The 16,424-nt window shown below is 66.7% G+C and carries 13 protein-coding genes and 1 pseudogene; 8 read left to right on the forward strand and 6 right to left on the reverse strand.

Features of this window, described 5'->3' with window-relative positions:
- Positions 1-402: 402 nt before the first annotated feature.
- Together JWS14_RS51975 and JWS14_RS42600 are read right to left on the reverse strand one after the other, a co-directional pair.
- The gene (locus JWS14_RS51975; RefSeq protein WP_420855176.1) at positions 403-741 is read right to left on the reverse strand and encodes an LNS2 domain-containing protein; all 339 of its coding nucleotides are present in this window, start codon (positions 739-741) and stop codon (positions 403-405) included.
- Positions 742-1,482: 741 nt separating this feature from the next.
- Positions 1,483-2,880, reverse strand: coding sequence for an NAD-dependent malic enzyme (locus JWS14_RS42600; protein ID WP_206016425.1), 1,398 nt, complete (start codon positions 2,878-2,880; stop codon positions 1,483-1,485).
- A 308-nt stretch (positions 2,881-3,188) separates the two neighbouring features.
- Between JWS14_RS42600 and JWS14_RS42605 the strand changes: the two genes are divergently transcribed.
- The gene (locus JWS14_RS42605; RefSeq protein ID WP_095869913.1) at positions 3,189-3,587 is read left to right on the forward strand and encodes a hypothetical protein; all 399 of its coding nucleotides are present in this window, start codon (positions 3,189-3,191) and stop codon (positions 3,585-3,587) included.
- A gap of 330 nt (positions 3,588-3,917) precedes the next feature.
- On the opposite strand, the gene JWS14_RS42610 is transcribed toward JWS14_RS42605, so the two are convergent.
- Together JWS14_RS42610 and JWS14_RS42615 are read right to left on the reverse strand one after the other, a co-directional pair.
- Positions 3,918-4,199, reverse strand: coding sequence for a hypothetical protein (locus tag JWS14_RS42610; RefSeq protein WP_206016426.1), 282 nt, complete (start codon positions 4,197-4,199; stop codon positions 3,918-3,920).
- 328 nt (positions 4,200-4,527) lie between these two features.
- Positions 4,528-5,193 (reverse strand): DUF1275 family protein, encoded by a 666-nt coding sequence (locus JWS14_RS42615; RefSeq protein ID WP_241031762.1) that lies wholly within the window; start codon positions 5,191-5,193, stop codon positions 4,528-4,530.
- Between the two features lie 305 nt (positions 5,194-5,498).
- Here JWS14_RS42615 and JWS14_RS42620 point away from each other — a divergent pair, with 305 nt between their 5' ends.
- The 7 genes from JWS14_RS42620 to JWS14_RS42650 all read left to right on the forward strand — a co-directional run bounded on the left by JWS14_RS42620 (position 5,499) and on the right by JWS14_RS42650 (position 12,205).
- Positions 5,499-5,864, forward strand: coding sequence for an ArsR/SmtB family transcription factor (locus tag JWS14_RS42620; protein WP_005263702.1), 366 nt, complete (start codon positions 5,499-5,501; stop codon positions 5,862-5,864).
- A gap of 130 nt (positions 5,865-5,994) precedes the next feature.
- Positions 5,995-6,876 carry a hypothetical protein gene (locus tag JWS14_RS42625; protein ID WP_206016427.1) on the forward strand — a complete coding sequence of 294 codons (882 nt, stop codon included), beginning with the start codon at positions 5,995-5,997 and terminating at the stop codon, positions 6,874-6,876.
- Between the two features lie 67 nt (positions 6,877-6,943).
- Positions 6,944-8,836 carry a phosphoenolpyruvate carboxykinase (GTP) gene (locus JWS14_RS42630; RefSeq protein WP_206016428.1) on the forward strand — a complete coding sequence of 631 codons (1,893 nt, stop codon included), beginning with the start codon at positions 6,944-6,946 and terminating at the stop codon, positions 8,834-8,836.
- A gap of 367 nt (positions 8,837-9,203) precedes the next feature.
- Complete coding sequence (locus JWS14_RS42635) at positions 9,204-10,931, forward strand: SulP family inorganic anion transporter (RefSeq protein ID WP_206016429.1); 1,728 nt, start codon at positions 9,204-9,206, stop codon at positions 10,929-10,931.
- The gene (locus tag JWS14_RS42640) at positions 10,928-11,350 is read left to right on the forward strand and encodes a DUF5313 family protein (protein ID WP_206016430.1); all 423 of its coding nucleotides are present in this window, start codon (positions 10,928-10,930) and stop codon (positions 11,348-11,350) included. The genes JWS14_RS42635 and JWS14_RS42640 overlap by 4 nt, the downstream gene beginning before the upstream one ends.
- 258 nt (positions 11,351-11,608) lie before the next feature.
- Positions 11,609-11,797: a hypothetical protein gene (locus JWS14_RS42645; protein ID WP_005263719.1), complete on the forward strand. Its 189-nt coding sequence runs from the start codon at positions 11,609-11,611 to the stop codon at positions 11,795-11,797.
- 150 nt (positions 11,798-11,947) lie between these two features.
- Positions 11,948-12,205, forward strand: coding sequence for a hypothetical protein (locus JWS14_RS42650; RefSeq protein ID WP_005568784.1), 258 nt, complete (start codon positions 11,948-11,950; stop codon positions 12,203-12,205).
- A 111-nt stretch (positions 12,206-12,316) separates the two neighbouring features.
- Here the strand turns inward: JWS14_RS42650 and JWS14_RS42655 are convergent.
- Both JWS14_RS42655 and JWS14_RS42660 read right to left on the reverse strand, forming a co-directional pair.
- Positions 12,317-12,871: pseudogene (locus JWS14_RS42655) on the reverse strand (universal stress protein).
- Between the two features lie 480 nt (positions 12,872-13,351).
- Positions 13,352-15,016: a CocE/NonD family hydrolase gene (locus JWS14_RS42660; RefSeq protein ID WP_164060177.1), complete on the reverse strand. Its 1,665-nt coding sequence runs from the start codon at positions 15,014-15,016 to the stop codon at positions 13,352-13,354.
- Positions 15,017-16,424 lie beyond the last annotated feature (1,408 nt).

Here is a 16,424-nt window from a genome sequence, read left to right on the forward strand (position 1 = left end):
ATCAACCCGATCGTGTGGGGATGGATGTAGTACTACGGTGCGTACCACTCGCGGAAAGACCGGACCGAGTACGCACCCTCAGATGTCCGCGCAGGGAATACCACCGATCACGGGACGCAGCCCGCCGGACGCACCCGACAGGTACCTGTGGCGGTTGGTCCCGGCAGACTCCTGAAGGCTCATTTCGAGAGCCGGCGACAGCCACCTGCGCCTATGACGAGATAGGTCGCCGTCGTGGCTCTATGCAGGAGTTAATGCTGTCGCGCCGTGGTTCTGCGCGCCAGCGAGGGCCTGCTGGCCACCTTCGAGTACGTGCAGGAGTCTGCGGGAACCGAGACCGGCGAGATCGGTGGCGAGCAGGGCCGAAACCCTTCGACGGTGAGCTGGTCGACGATACCGGTTTCATCGTCGATGAACGCACGCAACCCTTGCGGATGCTGCCGTCGGACGAGCTGGAGTGGGAGCGTTTGACCTCCGCCGCGGTCGAAGACGAGGCCCTACCTTGTTGTCTGCACACGGAGCGCGCCCGGTCGGAAGGTCGTGCTCGGTGAGCCATCGACGGGTACCCGTGTGGGTGTAGTCGGGCCGATTCGTCGAATAGACCAGGGTGAAGCCGAGTCCCTCGATCGCCCAGGCGAGGTCGAAACCAGACTCAATCACCTCCGCATCCGCGATGTGGGAGAAGAACGCCGGCCACCACTCCCTCGCTGGCCGTTCGAGTTCACACCCGAACATGGACATGTCGGTGACCACGCCGTCGACATCGAGGAGTACGACTCGGTCGTCGCCGGGACGTTGCCGCGTGTACTTCCGAGCGTGCGTCTGCCGGCCATGTCGGTTCCCCCTGTCTCCGCTGGTCACGCGGAACAGCTAATCAGAGTGCGATGCAGCGTCGCCGTAGCCACGCCGAGTGTTGCGCGAGCGCGGTCACGGAGACGCCGGCGCCTTTTACTTTGCGAGCGATTGCCTTCCGTTGGCTGTTGGCCGTGGGCGGTCGGCCACCGTTGCGCCCTTGCTCGAGGATCCCTGCCGTTGGCAGTGCGTTGGCGGTGCGTCGACGGTCATGGCCGCAATGGCAGTGGTGGGGTGCACATCTCAATCGACTCCGACCAAGTCGCCTGTTCCGCCGTACGGCGTCGTCCCGAACAAGAGCAATGACGATCTGGTGCGCTTCGTGAACGGAACGTTGGAACGGGTGCGTACGGATGGAACATGGATAAGCATGTACGACAAATGGTTACGACTGGGAGGGCCGACCGAAGTCCCATCGGTGCCGAGCTAATGGTCGCCACCCCGTCCTGGATGTGAGTCCGCGGGTGATGCTCGCCGATCGGATCGTCGGGGACCTGCACCTCGGATGCGGGGCCTGGCGATCCACACGGCAGACCGCCGGGCGTCGGCCGACACATGCGCACGGCGACAGCGAGGTTCGCACGGACGCGGGGCCGCGCAACGCCACACCGAAGACGAAACCGACTGAGCTCACTCCTGGGGCTGCCGCCCTCGCTCGGCCACCTCGCGCACCGCCGCCGCGACCGCCGGCGCGACGGTGGCATCGAACACGCTCGGCACGATGTACGTGGCATTGAGCTCGGACGGCGACACCCTGTCGGCGATCGCGCCAGCCGCGGCAATCAGCATCTCGTCGGTGATATCGACCGCGTGCGCGTCGAGCAGACCACGAAACACCCCCGGGAAGGCGAGGACGTTGTTGATCTGATTGGGAAAGTCCGACCGACCGGTGGCCACCACGGTGGCATGCTCACCGGCGGCGACCGGATCGACCTCCGGGACCGGATTGGCCAGCGCGAACACGATCGACTCGTCGGCCATCGCCGCGATGTCATCGCCCGTGACAATGTTCGGCGCCGAGACCCCGATGAACACGTCCGCCCCGACCAACGCGTCCCGCAGTGATCCCGTCCGAGCCTCGGGATTGGTGTGCTCGGCGATCCAGGTACGAAACTCGTCGGCGGTGTCGTCCGGGGACACGATCCCCCGACGCCCGCAGCCGATGACGTTCGTCGCACCTTGGGCGACGAGCAACCGGATGACAGCGTGCCCGGCGGCGCCGACGCCGGACACCACGATCCGAGCCCGGCCGAGCGACTTGCCGACCACGCGCAGCGCGTTGGTCAGGGCGGCCAGGACCACGATCGCGGTCCCGTGCTGGTCGTCGTGGAACACCGGAATGTCGAGGATACCGCGGAGCCGAGCCTCGATCTCGAAACACCTTGGGGCGGAGATATCTTCAAGGTTTATCCCGCCGTACACCGGCGCGAGGGCCCGGACGATCTCGACGATGGCATCCGGGTCCTGGGTGTCCAGGCAGACCGGCCAGGCGTCGACACCGCCGAACCGTTTGAACAGTGCCGCCTTGCCCTCCATCACCGGGATCGACGCCGCGGCACCGATGTTGCCCAGACCCAGGACCGCGGAGCCGTCGGTGACCACGGCGACGGTGTTGCGTTTGATCGTCAGGCGGCGTACGTCCTCGGGGTGTTCAGCGATGGCGGTACACACCCGGGCGACGCCGGGGGTGTAGGCGCGGGAGAGGTCGTCGCGGTGTGTGAGCGGAACCGTGGGGACCACCTCGAGCTTGCCGCCCAAATGCAGAAGGAAGGTGCGGTCGCTGACCTTGCCGACGATCACCCCTGGAACCTCGGCGATCGCGGTCGCGATCTGGTCGGCGTGCGCGACGTCCGAGGCGTCGCAGGTGAGGTCGATGACCATGTGGTCGGGATGGCTCTCGGCCACATCGAGCGCCGTCATGGCACCTTTCACCGATGCGATCGCGGCCGCCAGCGTCGACGTGGTGCCGGCGCCGACCGGTGCATGGACGCGGACGGTGATCGAATAACCGGGGCTGGGACTGGGCATGGGAACTCCTGATCGAGTGACGAGCAGCAGGTACCAGCAGGCGGCGTGTCCGATCGGCACGCACGCACCGGCGCTTCCGCCGCAACACCTTCAGTCTGCGCGGCCAGCACCGATCCGGACAAGGAGGACCACCGAACACCATCCTGCTCGGCGGGGATCGTTCCTCGGAGCACCCGCTCACCGGCAGGCGACCACCACGCAATCGCCGACCTGCATCCACGAACCCCGCAAGTTCGACCGGGAGGAAACGATGACCCACGTCGACGGGCTCCCGCGCGTGACCCACTGGGTTTTGTAGGGTCGAGGCCATGTATCCGGTGCCGAATCGACCACCCGATAACAAATTCCCCGCCGACGACCGGGGACTCGAGCTCACCGAGCGGCAACGTCGCGCCGTCGCGGTCACGTCCACCCAGATCGCCGACGAGGTGCGGGTCGATACCGCCCTGTTGGCCGGACGGGAGATCGACAGTGCGGGCATCGGGTCGGTGCTGCGAACCGCCGCCGTGCACCTGGACGTGCGGCAGCCGTGGCGGCGACGCCTGGCGCAGGCATTCGACGACCTCGCGGCCGATGTCGCCGCCGGCGGAACCGACCTGCACCGGGGAACAGATGGCGCTGCACATTGTCGTCGTCACCGCGGCCGGCCGGCGCCTCGACGACGACTTCGACGATCTCCTGCGCGACGTCCCGGCCCATCCCGATGACATCGACTGGATCAGTCCACTGGAGTTCCTGTTCGAGGACTACGACGTCCTGACCCTGTTCGACCCCGAGCCGCTACGCACGGGGTCAACCTCGACCCGGGGACTGGTGCGTTCCGTTCGAGGATCACCAGGCCCGCGATCCCCACCGCGGATACCGTCGCTGACGATAGCCCCCGTGGAGCGGACGGTCCGGTTTTCGGGGTCAGCGGTGCGGTGGTCGGCGCTCCGGTGTTCTGCTCAGAGGTCTTTGCATACGCTCCACGGCGCCGGCGGCAACCGGCCGGATCTCTGCGCACGAAGGTGGGCCGTCTCGCCGCGATGGGCGCGGCCCTACTTCGGTGGTTCCGTACTCCTCGTTCCCTCGAGCTCGGCGCCGTCGCGGGAGACCAACTGTCCTTCGTCGAGGAGAACCGCCCAGCGGCGCGGAAGAGCCCAAGTGCGCCCGTATGACCGGGTCACCGAGTCGATCATCTCGCCGTGATCTTCGACGATCACCCCGTTCTTCTGCGGCCATTGATCCTCGGCGATCGCCGGATCTGGCGAATGGTATGTCGTCACCCGAGCGCCCACCGACCACGCGGGCCGTATCGCGGTCTTCTTCTGGGGCTTCATCGGCCCATGGTTGCGCATCACACCGTCGACTGCCATTCGTTCCACCGTTCGACGGTGATTGGTTACCGCGAGTTAACCCCTCGCTCGGAAGCATGCCGCGGCGGAAGTATCCGCGGGTCCGGTCGGCGCTCCGGCGGGACCGGCATTGCTGCGTCCCCGGCGTTTCGCCGGCACTGGTGTGCGCGGTGGCCCCCGAGGGGTCGTGCTGGGACTCGCTGGCTCGCGGTGCCTGCGCGGCCACCGCGGTCTGTGGGGACCTGTACGCGACTTCGCGGGTCTGCTCCGGATCGGCCGACAGACCCCTTCTGGTCGATCGGTATTGGGGCGCCTAGCTTTCCAGCCCAAACGGGCCGGCGGCGTCGGTCAGGTCGGTGGGGCTGTTTCTGACGGCGTAGGCGGCGAGGGTCGCGGCCCCCACGGCGACCCAGAGGGCGTTGAATGCGAGCACCCGGTATGTCACCGCGCCGGCGGCCGCCCCCACCGCGACCGCACCCCAGAGCCGCAGGTATCGAGCCCATCGGCGGGATCCCCGGCCGAACAGGCGATCGGTCAGGGACCGAGCCGCCGCGGCGAGCAGGCCGCCGGTCTCGAGAAGGGTGGCTTCGGCGCCCATGGCCAGGGCGAGGGTGAATCCGATCAGGGGTGCGGTGGTGGTGACCGCATGGAGGGCGCCGGCTGCCGCGAGGAGAACCGCCGTGAGCAGCAGAACCCGCGGCACCCGCTGGCGTGGCCACATCCGGCCGACCACCGCGGCCAGGACGACACCGACGACGAACCCGGCCAGGATCGCCCCGGCCAGGCCCACGACGAACCACGAACTGCCGCCGAGGGCGACGCCGGTTCGGGTGGTGGTGGCATCGATCGAGGAGACGAAGAACCCGCCGAGGAGGACGAACCCGAAGGCGTCGACGAATCCGAGGTGCATCGCGATGATCGTCTCCACCGGTCGCCGTGACCGCGGTCGCGCTGTCATCTCTGCATCGGCTGTGCTCATCGGCTCTCTCATCACCGGCAGGTTGCCGGCATCGGACAGGGTAGGGATCGTTGACCAGCGCGGTCGGTCCGGTCCTCTCCCCTCGGTGGCGAGGCGCCTGCCGCGACCGTTTTACGGGCGCCCCGGGTTTCGGGATGCGGGGCCGGAAGGGGCTCTGCAGCGCGAATTCTAGCAAATTGCTAAGATTCGCAAGTAACGCAACCTGCCGGGATTGCAGGTTGCAGGCGAGGCAGCAGACCCGGCGCCGCGGCGAGCGCGACACGCACCTCGCCGCCGCTGGCTCGACCCGGACGACAGGAGGAGCCATGACCGCGAACTCGCGCCAACCGCTGTATCAGATGAAGGCGGACTTCTTCAAAACGTTGGGGCACCCGGCGCGCATCCGGGTCCTCGAGCTGCTCAGTGAACGCGAACACGCCGTGTCCGAGATGTTGCCCGAGGTGGGCATCGAGCCGGCGAACCTGTCCCAGCAGCTGTCGATCCTCCGACGGGCAGGTCTGGTCACCGCCCGCCGTGAGGGCCTGTCGGTGTCCTACGCGCTGACCTCCCCCCGCATCGCCGAGCTCCTGCGGGTTGCGCGGGGGATCTTGACCGGGGTAGTGGCGGGGCAGGCCGAGGTACTCGAGGATGTGTCCGAACCTCCTGCCTTGGTGGGCGAAACCGGGGGCTGACGGGGGCTCACCAAGGCAGGACTCCCCCATCGCACATGCTGGTTGCGAATTTTCTTAAGTGCGTACATCGTGTGAACGGGTGGCATGGAGATTCGTCTCCCGATCGGAAGACGAGAAAAGAGAAGTGGCGGTGACGAACAATCACGACGGTGGTGCCAGCGGTTCGCCCGACGGCGCCGGTCCGGTCTTGACGGGAATCAGCGTTGCCGTCGTCGCGGTGTCCACCACCGGCTCGCGCATGGCCGGGTCGGCGCGGACCCGGCCGCCGTGGGTCGCGATGGAGGACTATGCGGCACTCATCCGGGAGAACACCCCGATGCGCGCGCTGTGCCTTCCGGTGACCACGGGCGACCCGCACGTGCTGACCGAGCGCATCCTGGGGCTCCCGCCGGCGGTGGCCGCGGTGTTCGTGGTCGGGCTGGGGCACCGGGAGTCCGCGTCGGTGCAACGTGCGGTGACCGAGCGCGGCGGGCCCGTGATCCTCACCGAACTGGACGTGCTGACGGCGGCGGTGGCGGCCGCGACGATCACCACCCTGCGCCGCCGCAGCGTCCCGCCACGCGCCGGCCGGGTCGTCGTCACCGGCGCGTCGTGGGCGCCGTTGCTGGCACCGGTGTTGATCGCCTCCGGGGTCGGGGATCTGAGCAGCTGGCACAAGCGTGACGCCGAGGCGTTCCCGCTGCGCCGATTGATGGAACACAACGATGTCCTGGTCGATCTCGCCGGCTGCGCCCCGGATGGTGCGGCGCCCGGGCGCACGGTGACGGTCCCCGCCGACGGCTTCGCCTATGGTGCGCTGGTGCTACCCGGGCTGCTCGCCGCACTGTGTGGACACGGCGTGCGGACCGTGACGGTCGAGGCGATGTCCGCATGTGTGCGGGCGCTGGCGCTGATCACCCCCGCCGACCGGATGCTGCCGTCCGTCGATGACCGGCTGCTGGTCTCCGCCGTCGCCCGCCACGTGAGCCGGGCCCTCGGCCATCCCGTCCCATATCGCGATCCACATCGGTGATCCAACGCACCGCGCCGCAAACACATTCTGTCGAAGTCTTTTGTCGAATTCTTTTGAGGAGAACACCGTGAGCACCCCCACCGCCGCCGCCCCGACCGCGCATGCCGCCGTCGTGTCCTGGGTCGACGAGATCGCCGACCTCACCGCGCCGGACGAGGTGGTGTGGTGCGACGGCAGCGCCGGCGAATGGGACCGGCTGACCACACAATTGGTGGACAAGGGCACCTTCGTGCGGCTGGAGCGCAAACCGAACTCCTTCTGGTGCGCCTCCGACCCCGAGGACGTCGCCCGGGTCGAGGACCGCACCTTCATCTGCTCCCGGTTCCAGGCCGACGCCGGTCCGACGAACAACTGGATGGACCCGGTCGACATGAAGACGGTGATGACCGAGCACTTCCGCGGCGCGATGGCCGGGCGCACGATGTACGTCATCGCATTCTGCATGGGCCCCCTCGATGCGGCCGAGCCGAAGTTCGGGGTCCAGATCACAGACTCCGAGTACGTCGCGGTCTCGATGCAGATCATGACCCGCTCCGGCACCCCGGTCTGGGACAAGCTCACCGCGGTAACCGAATTCGTCCGATGCCTGCACTCGGTCGGCGCCCCGCTCCACGAGGGGCAGTCCGACACACCGTGGCCGTGCGACCACACCAAATACATCTCCCACTTCCCGGAGGAGCGCACCATCTGGAGCTACGGCTCCGGCTACGGCGGCAACGCCCTGCTCGGCAAGAAGTGCTACGCGCTGCGGATCGCGTCGAAGATGGCGAAGGACGAGGGCTGGCTGGCCGAGCACATGCTCATCCTCAAACTCACCTCCCCGCAGCAGAAGGTGCACTACATCGCCGCGGCGTTCCCGTCGTCCTGCGGCAAGACCAACCTCGCGATGCTCGACCCCACCCTCGAGGGATGGACCGCCGAAACCATCGGCGACGACATCGCCTGGCTGCGGTTCGGCGACGACGGCCGACTCTATGCGGTCAACCCGGAGGCCGGGTTCTTCGGCGTCGCCCCCGGCACCGGCGTCCACACCAACCCGCACGCCATGGCCACTATCGAGCGGGGCAACTCGATCTTCACCAACGTCGCCCGCACCGACGACGGCGACATCTGGTGGGAAGGGATGACCGACACGCCGCCGCCGCACCTGACGGACTGGAAACGACGGGACTGGACCCCGATCTCCGGAGAGCCTGCCGCGCACCCGAACTCCCGGTACTGCACCCCGATCGCCCAGTGCCCGACCGTCGCCCCCGAATGGAACGATCCTGGCGGGGTGCCGATCTCGGCGATCTTCTTCGGCGGCCGCCGCGCCACCACCATCCCACTGGTAACCGAATCGCGCAGCTGGCAGCACGGGGTGTTCCTGGCCTCGACCCTGTCGTCGGAAACCACGGCCGCCGCGGCCGGGCGGGTCGGCGTCGTGCGCCGCGACCCGATGGCGATGCTGCCGTTCCTCGGTTACCACGTCGGGGACTACTTCCAGCACTGGCTCGACATCGGCACCCGGACGAACGCCGGGTTGTTGCCGAAGATCTTCTACGTCAACTGGTTCCGCCGCGGCGATGACGACGAATTTCTCTGGCCGGGCTTCGGGGAGAATTCCCGGATCCTCGAGTGGGCGCTGCGGCGGATCGAGGGCACCGCCGAAGCCGACGAGACCCCGATCGGCCTGGTGCCCACCCCAGGCGCCTTCGACCTGACGGGCTTGAAGTTCGATCACACCAAGATCGCCGCCGCCTTGAAGATCGACACGACCGAATGGGTGGCCGAGACCCGGTTGATCGACGAGTGGTACGCGAGGATCGGCGGCAACACGCTGCCCGACGTCCTGCGCGAAGAGCTCGGGGCCCTCAAGCTCCGCCTGGCCGACCTCGAACTTGGCGACGCCCTCCACCGCAGGGGCGCTCACCCTACCTCCCCCGAGAAGGATTCGCGCTGGTCACGACCGCAGTGCTGACCCGGGACCCGCAACGCTCCCCGGGTGCGTCACCCTCGGCGACGCACCCGAGGAGCGGCACCTGGGGCGCCCCCCATGCCGGCCGGGCAGCACGGATCAGTTCGAGACCGTGCCGGGTTCCGAGCGGTGAGGCCGTCCGGTCCCGCCCACGACCAGCGCCCGGTGCCCACACTCGGGACAGCGGTCGTCGCCGGCCCGCAGTGCCGACACCCGGCACCACCGTCCGCAGTCGGCGCAGTGCAGAATCCGCCCCCGCAGGGCGGTGATCGGGGTTACCCGCATCACTCAACTTTCCATGATGGTTACTTGCTAACATTAGCAATTATAGAACAGATGGCCCGCTGGCCGTCATTACCGAGGAACGTCGATGACCGAACCAACCCCGGCCGACGCGGCCGCGAGCACCCTCGTGCGGGCGGCGCGGTCGGTGGCCGCGCTGCTGCCGCGCTGGGGTGAGTGGAAACCCGCGGCCTGTGCCCCCGGCGCGGACCTGCTCGCCGGGCTGATCGTCGCGCTGGTGGCCCTGCCGCTGGCGTTGGGGTTCGGCATCAGTTCCGGCCTCGGCGCCGCCGCCGGCCTGACGACGGCCGTCATCGCCGGGGCGGTGGCGGCCGTGTTCGGCGGGTCCCGGTTCCAGGTGTCGGGCCCGACCGGTGCGATGACCGTGGTGCTGGTGCCAATCGTCGGCCAGTACGGCCCGACCGGGGTCCTCGCGGTCGGGCTGATCGCCGGCCTGGTGCTGGTCGTTCTCGCGTTCGCCGGTGTGGGCCGGGCCGTGCGCTACATGCCGGCGCCGGTGATCGAGGGGTTCACCGCCGGGATCGCCGTGGTCATCGCCCTGCAACAGTTTCCCGCCGCGCTGGGCATCACCGGCGCCGAGGGGGAGAAGGTGTGGCAGAGCGCCGCCGACGCCGTCCACCAGTTCGTGCAAGAGCCCTCCCTGCTGACCCCGGCGACCGCACTGGCGGTGGCCGCGGTCATCCTCGTCGGCGGCCGCTACCTCCCGAGGGTCCCGTTCTCCCTGATCGCGGTCGCCGCCGCCACCCTGATCGCGCAACTCTTTCACCTCGACATCGCCCGGATCGGCGCCATTCCGGCCGGGTTCGCCGCGCCGACCCTGAGTTTCCTGCACCTCGGCGAGCTGACCTCGCTGATCGCCCCCGCCCTGGCGGTCGCCGCGCTGGCGGCACTCGAGTCGCTGCTGTCGGCGACCGCCGCCGACTCGATGGCGGTGGGAGCCCGCCACAACCCGGACCGGGAACTGTTCGGGCAGGGGCTGGCGAACATCGCCGCCCCCCTGTTCGGTGGGGTGCCGGCCACCGGGGCGATCGCCCGCACCGCCGTGGGCGTGCGCTCCGGTGCCCGCACCCGGCTCGCCGCCCTCACTCACGCGGTGATCCTGGCGGCGATCGTGTATCTGGCGGCGGGGCTCGTCGCGCAGATTCCGCTCGCCGCTCTGGCGGGGGTGCTGCTGGCGACCACGGTGCGGATGGTCGAGACCGCCTCGATCCTGGCCATCACCCGGGCCACCCGCGCCGACACGATCGTCATGGTCGCCACCTTCCTGGTGACCGTCGTCTTCGACCTGGTCACCGCGGTCGCCGTCGGGGTCGGGTTCGCCGCGGTCCTCGCGCTCCGCGCGGTCGCCAAGTCCGCCCGCATCGAACAGGTCCCGCTCGACACCGACGACCACCTCGCAGAGGAACACGACCTGCTGCGCGAGCACATCGTCGCGTACCGGATCGACGGCGCCCTGTTCTTCGCCGCCGCGCACCGGTTCCTGCTCGAACTCGCCGACGTCTCCGACGTGAAGGTGGTGATCCTGCGGATGTCGCGGATCACCACGATCGACGCCACCGGTGCGATCGTCCTCAAGGACGTCATCACCAAGCTCGAGCACCGGCACATCACCGTCCTGATCTCCGGAGCCAAACCCGAACATCTCCGGCCGCTCGAGGCCCTCGGGGTGTTCACCACCACCGACAGCGAACAGCGCCACCTCTTCGACACCACCCCGCGCGCCATCGCCTACGCCCGCATGCTCGTCCTACCCGAACACCACTTCACCTCCACCACGAACGAGGACCGACCATGACCGAGAACACCGCAGACAACACGACCCGCACACCCACCGCCACAACACCCGAACCCACTGCGCGGCAACGCCTCGGCTACGTCCTGGGCAGAACCCTGCCCACCCAGCTGCACCCCTGGGTCATCGCGGACACCACCGGCCCCGGCGCCACCCGCCGCTACGCCACCCGCTGCCTCATCCCGCTGATCCCTATCCTCGCCGGGCTCCTACTCATCCCCGGCCCCTGGATCATCCGCACCGGCATGGTGCTGCTGCTGTTCCTGCCGTTCGTGTACTTCCTTCTCGCCCTGAAGAACATCTACCTCCGCCACCGCCTGGTCAGCCACGGCCTCGACCCCCGCCGCCTCAACGCCACCAGACAGCGCCGACTCGACCAGGAGCAGGCCTCCTACGAATCCCGCTACCGATCCGCCCCCTGATCCCGCAACACCCCGGTGCAGCCCAGAACCCGGGGTGACACCCGTTCACTACCAACCAATTAATTGCTAATATTCGTAAGTAGAGAAAATGGAAGTAGCGGTGAACTGGGATGGGGTCATGCGCCTCCCGGATCGAGCAACGGGAAACCGGGGCTCGGCGAAACCACCCAGGCTGGGCCGGCGCGCATGCGGTGGTGGCACCCCATCCGTCCGGCAATGTGCCCGATCACCGGCCACCGCCCGCGAGGAAGGATCGTCATGCCACATTTCCGATACGTCGGCACCCACGAAAGAATCCATCTCGGCGCCGCGACCCGGATGATCAACTACGGCGACATCGTCGCGGCCCGAACCAATCCCGACCCGCGCTACTTCGAACTGGTGGAACCGGACCAGATCACGCAACGGTTGAGCCGCCGAACCGTGGGAGCGCCGGAACGCGAATAAGTCCGCACACATACTCTCGAGCCGATGGCTTCCGCGCATTCCCGTGCCCGACCCCCGTCCTCCCTGCGCGTCGACGTCGGAACCCACCCATTTCTGCCGACATCGCCGACCGCAGAAACCAGCCACCAACCCCACAGAAGCCAGGACCCGATGACAACCCGCACCATCCACGCCACCGACCTGCAGTGGCACACACTCGCCCTCTGGATCCTCGAGTGGGAAGACGTCGACAACCCCGAACCGACCCTGAGCGAGTGGAGCACCGAACTCGCCGCCGCGGCCACTGGGATCGACCGCCGAATCAGCTGGAACCCCACCCAGAACACCGCCACCGCCCCCGAGGACGTCGACCTGCCCCAGATCGAACACACCCTCCGCGGCGCTGTACGCCGCCTCGCCCGCGGCTAACCCCGCCATCCCGGCCCACAGCGAGCTCCGATATCGATCACCGACCGCCGGTGAATCACGGACTCGCGGCGTCGGTGATCGGTGCGGGTGACCGAAACTCGCTGTGGCAGCTCACTCAGCGCCCGGCCGCCGGTCCCGCGGCGCCGACGCGTGTTCGGGGACCAGGACAACCGGACCGAGGCCGTGGTGGATCAGGTGCGAAGACACCGACTCCCCCACCACCCGCTCGATGCCGGACACCAACCCTCCCCGCGAACTGCCGATGATGATCATCAGGGCGTCATTCGCGTCGGCGATCGTCGCCAACAAGTGCGCCGGGTTGCCCTCATGGCAGTAGTAGCTCCAGTTCCCGGGCAGCGACGCGAGCATGGTACACGCCTCCGTCCGTTCCCGTTCGACCGTGTCGACGATGCGCCTTTCCCAATCGTCCCGGTCCGGTTCGATAGGAAAATCGTCGAGGTCGACGACGTGGGTGACATGCAGATACGCGTGGAGCGGGACCGCGAGGCCCATGGCGAAGGACAGCGCCTGATGGCTGGCGGGATACCGGTCGAAACCCCACCACCAGATGGCCCACCGGCTCGGTCGCGCCCGCGGGTCCGTCCACGCGCACCGGTTTCCGCCAGTCCCGCACGCCTTCCCGGTCAGGGGCTTCTTCTTGATCATCTACTCCTCCTCACCACCGGCGGCGATGGGGAGCCCTGCCGCTCCTGGCGCCGATGGTCACCGCCGCGGCGCCCGGCGCGCTCGCCGCACCGGCGGTGGTACCTGCGGTGTTCGATCAGCGCACGGTCTCGATCCCCCATGGTGCTGAAGGTGGTGTACCCACAAACAGCAACCGACACCCACGACCAGCCGGATCTCCCGCGGAACGCCGTGAACACCAGCCCTGTCTACGAAAAGCGGTTCGCCGAGCCGGCCACCGGCACCGCCGCTATCCGGACAGCTATTAGCAGGCTCTCGCCTACGCAAGGCACCGTAGGCCGTAAGTAGTCCGCTACACGGGGTGCAGCTAGCGGCTGGCTCCGAGTCAGCTCGTTCGGCTGCGACGCCGACACCAGCATCGACGGAGACAGCGTCATCATCGGGGAGAACGTCATCGGTGAAAGAGGGAGATGTCGTCGGGGTCGCCCCCCCCGACATGCCCTAGCAGTGATTCTCAGAGGAGGACCACTCTACCGGGATGACTGCGCCGTGACTGCCTGACGTTGCTCTTGCAGTTGATGTCTCAAAACATCGATAAGGGAGCAGAGGAAGGTTAACCGCAGAAGGGTCATCCGCCGACCACTCGATGTCGAAGATGCCACCAGCGAGCGAAGCCCGCTGAGGATCATTCGGCCGGCACGGGAGTAGCACTCCCACACCGCCGTCGATGTCGCAATCCTGGGCGGAGGGTTGAGTGGTGAATCGGATGCGCAGAGCGTGCCCAGGCTCGACCGACCAAAGATTCGGGTGCAACGGAATACTGAACAGTTGCTGCTGTCCCGGCGTCAGGTACGTATCTTGAGACTGGGTGGCGTAGGGCCGAATGAGTGTCCCGTTGCTGTCGCGCCACGTGTGATCGGAATCTAGAGCACTCTGGCTGCCGAGAACGACACCGAAAGTGATCGGAATTTCAGTGCCGTCTGGCGCGACGTCCAAAAGAGTCGCTATCAGTGCGAGATTCGTGGTGTTGGTTCGGGCGAAGACCTCGACACTTGAGGGACCGGCTAAAGTCACGCCATTGGTGAATGGTGCTGTCGTAAAATTCAGAACTCCATCAGATTCGGTTGGTGGCGTCCAAGCAATCGTTTCGCGCCCCGGGGTGGTCGCGAGGCCGTTCGCCAAGGTGGCGGCTGGGCCAAGGTAGAACGGGTCATAATCGGAGTCCAATGGGTAGGACGCCGCGTTAATCCAGCGTTCGCTTCCCTGCTCGTACAGATGCATAGGCTGCTCCGTGCGGTCGATGCCAGTCGCCTCATCCTTGAGCCAAGTGTCGTACCATCTCAGCATGACGGCAGGGTCCAGACCTTCAGTGTGGTGCCAAGGGCCTACGATCAGCTGGTACTTTCCCGATGCCGAGTCAGAGAAAGCAGGACCGTTGGTTGACTCCACGCGGACAGCTGCATTCTGCATTGCCGCATACATTTCCAAGGCTCCACGTCGCCCGACATCACTCCAGCCCGTCCACAAAAGCGTCGGAATGTCGTTATCGACGATCTTTGTTGCATAGCCAATCGGCTGGCGTTCTTGCCAGAACTCGTTGTAGGCGGCCGGCCCACCCGTGCGCAAATCGTTTGCCACTACACCGAAAGCATCTCGGGCGGAAGGCTGGTTCCCTACGAACTCGCCCATTTGATCATAAAGGACCGAATCACCTGTCGGAATACCTCCTACGAGCGACATCTCGCGAATGTAGTCCCATCCAGTGCACGCCGGGATGATGGCCTTTAGAGGCGAGCCCTTACCAACCATGCCGGCTGTGGCAATCAGTGCCATGCCAGGGTAGGAACAGCCGTAGCCGCCCACCGCGCCATTAGAGCCGTCCAATTTTCGCGCCGCCCACTCGACGATCTCCACACCGTCGGCAGCATCGCGCCCGGAAAAGAGTCCAAAACTACCGCCCGAGTCTTGGGTACCTCGGATCGAAACACTGGCAAAGATGTATCCATGCTGTGTGAATAGTTTGCCGTGTTCGACCGCATACGGCTCGGTATCGGGAGCGTACGGCGTAATATTCACTATTACGGGAAAAGTTCCCGGAGCGCGTTCTCCGGTAGCCACATCTGCTGGATATTTGACGGTCGCGTCGAGGACGACACCGTCATCCATTCGCACCGGAATGTTGTCGGAAACGACTTGTCCGTACGTCGCAGGGCCCAGTTCCCAACCTTCTCCAGACGAAGGCGTCTTGAGGGGGCCCTCGGAGGATTCCGCAGTGCACCCTACGGCAACACTGGCGAGGACGACAACCACACTGAGACACAGTCTAATACGCCGCGGACTGGGGAATTTCACTCGGCGATCCTCTCGCGATTGATGTGTCGGTCGAGCCGATTCCGGCGACGGCGGTCGAGCGCATGTCGAGGAACGACTGAAGCGAAGAAAACCGGAAGGCCGAGGGGCATCAGCCGCATCTTGCCAATCGATTGGTGCCGACTTTACCGCCGCAAAGGCGCCCGCAGCAAGGCTCCGCGTTGACTCATCGGAAATCCCGCGTAGGTCCATTCGCCGCCTCACCTGATAATGCCCGCGTAGCGGCGTGTCGGTCGGGAGTTCGGGTGGTGGCGGTAGGGCCGGATGATGGGACTGTCGAGGGCCGAGCGCAAAGCTGTGCCGAAGACGATCGCGACCCGCTACACGCGGGCCGACAAGGTCGCCAGGGAATCATCCTCGACGAACTGTGTCGCACGACCGGCTGGAACCGTGACCACGCTCGCAAAGGTACTACATACGGTGTTGATCCCTCGCGTCGTCACAGCACGCGCACCTCGGCCCGCAACATACGGACCGAAGGTCATTGCGGCGCTGGTATTCTGATGGGCGGTTCTGGGAATGCCCGCCGGCAAGCGCCTGGCACCGACACTGCCCGAGTTGGTACCACTGTTGCGTCGGTTCTCCGAACTCGCGATCGACGACGACACGGTAACGCTTGGGCGGTTGTCTGATAGTGGCTTCACCAGTCGCGGCGGCGCCGGAGAGGTTCCCGCAACAGCTCGCGCGACCCTCGGGCGAAGACATGGGTGGCCCGTTCACGAGAGCTACCGGAAGGGACTGACGCAGAGCCCGCGCCCTATGTCGAGCAGAAGGCTTGGCCGTGAATCATAAGCGCACACAGAGATTGTGGCCCGAGGAAGGCTTGAGGCGTCCGGTCAAAGTTCGCTAGAAACGCCGAATCGGCGAGGGTCGCAATCAACGGTTGCGGGCCACGGATCCGGACCAGATGTGGGCGTTGGACTTCCAGGTCGATACCACGGTCGACGGCCGACAGGTGCGGTTCCTCCATATCGTCGACGAGTTCACCTCAGAGGCCCTTGCGACGCAGGCGTTTCGGTCCTGCAGCACGAATCAGTTGATCGAAGTGCTCAAGCGGGGTACGCCTCGGGTGATCGGAACTCGAGCGATCCCTGTGGTCGGTAACTGTTGTACTCGAGCCTCCAATCGTCAACAAGGGCCTGCTCCTCGGTCAGCGAATGGAACACCTCGCAGGCGAGGAATTCGTTGGAATTGAGAATGGGGC

Source organism: Rhodococcus koreensis (assembly GCF_017068375.1).
GTDB lineage: Bacteria > Actinomycetota > Actinomycetes > Mycobacteriales > Mycobacteriaceae > Rhodococcus_F > Rhodococcus_F koreensis.

What these genes read in the sequence shown, in the direction of transcription:
- JWS14_RS51975 (WP_420855176.1), bottom strand. Translation starts at nt 741, where the DNA reads ATGTCCATGTTCGGGTGTGAACTCGAACGGCCAGCGAGGGAGTGGTGG.
- JWS14_RS42600 (WP_206016425.1), bottom strand. Translation starts at nt 2,880, where the DNA reads ATGCCCAGTCCCAGCCCCGGTTATTCGATCACCGTCCGCGTCCATGCA.
- JWS14_RS42605 (WP_095869913.1), top strand. Translation starts at nt 3,189, where the DNA reads ATGTATCCGGTGCCGAATCGACCACCCGATAACAAATTCCCCGCCGAC.
- JWS14_RS42610 (WP_206016426.1), bottom strand. Translation starts at nt 4,199, where the DNA reads ATGAAGCCCCAGAAGAAGACCGCGATACGGCCCGCGTGGTCGGTGGGC.
- JWS14_RS42615 (WP_241031762.1), bottom strand. Translation starts at nt 5,193, where the DNA reads ATGAGCACAGCCGATGCAGAGATGACAGCGCGACCGCGGTCACGGCGA.
- JWS14_RS42620 (WP_005263702.1), top strand. Translation starts at nt 5,499, where the DNA reads ATGACCGCGAACTCGCGCCAACCGCTGTATCAGATGAAGGCGGACTTC.
- JWS14_RS42635 (WP_206016429.1), top strand. Translation starts at nt 9,204, where the DNA reads ATGACCGAACCAACCCCGGCCGACGCGGCCGCGAGCACCCTCGTGCGG.
- JWS14_RS42640 (WP_206016430.1), top strand. Translation starts at nt 10,928, where the DNA reads ATGACCGAGAACACCGCAGACAACACGACCCGCACACCCACCGCCACA.
- JWS14_RS42645 (WP_005263719.1), top strand. Translation starts at nt 11,609, where the DNA reads ATGCCACATTTCCGATACGTCGGCACCCACGAAAGAATCCATCTCGGC.
- JWS14_RS42650 (WP_005568784.1), top strand. Translation starts at nt 11,948, where the DNA reads ATGACAACCCGCACCATCCACGCCACCGACCTGCAGTGGCACACACTC.
- JWS14_RS42660 (WP_164060177.1), bottom strand. Translation starts at nt 15,016, where the DNA reads ATGGATGACGGTGTCGTCCTCGACGCGACCGTCAAATATCCAGCAGAT.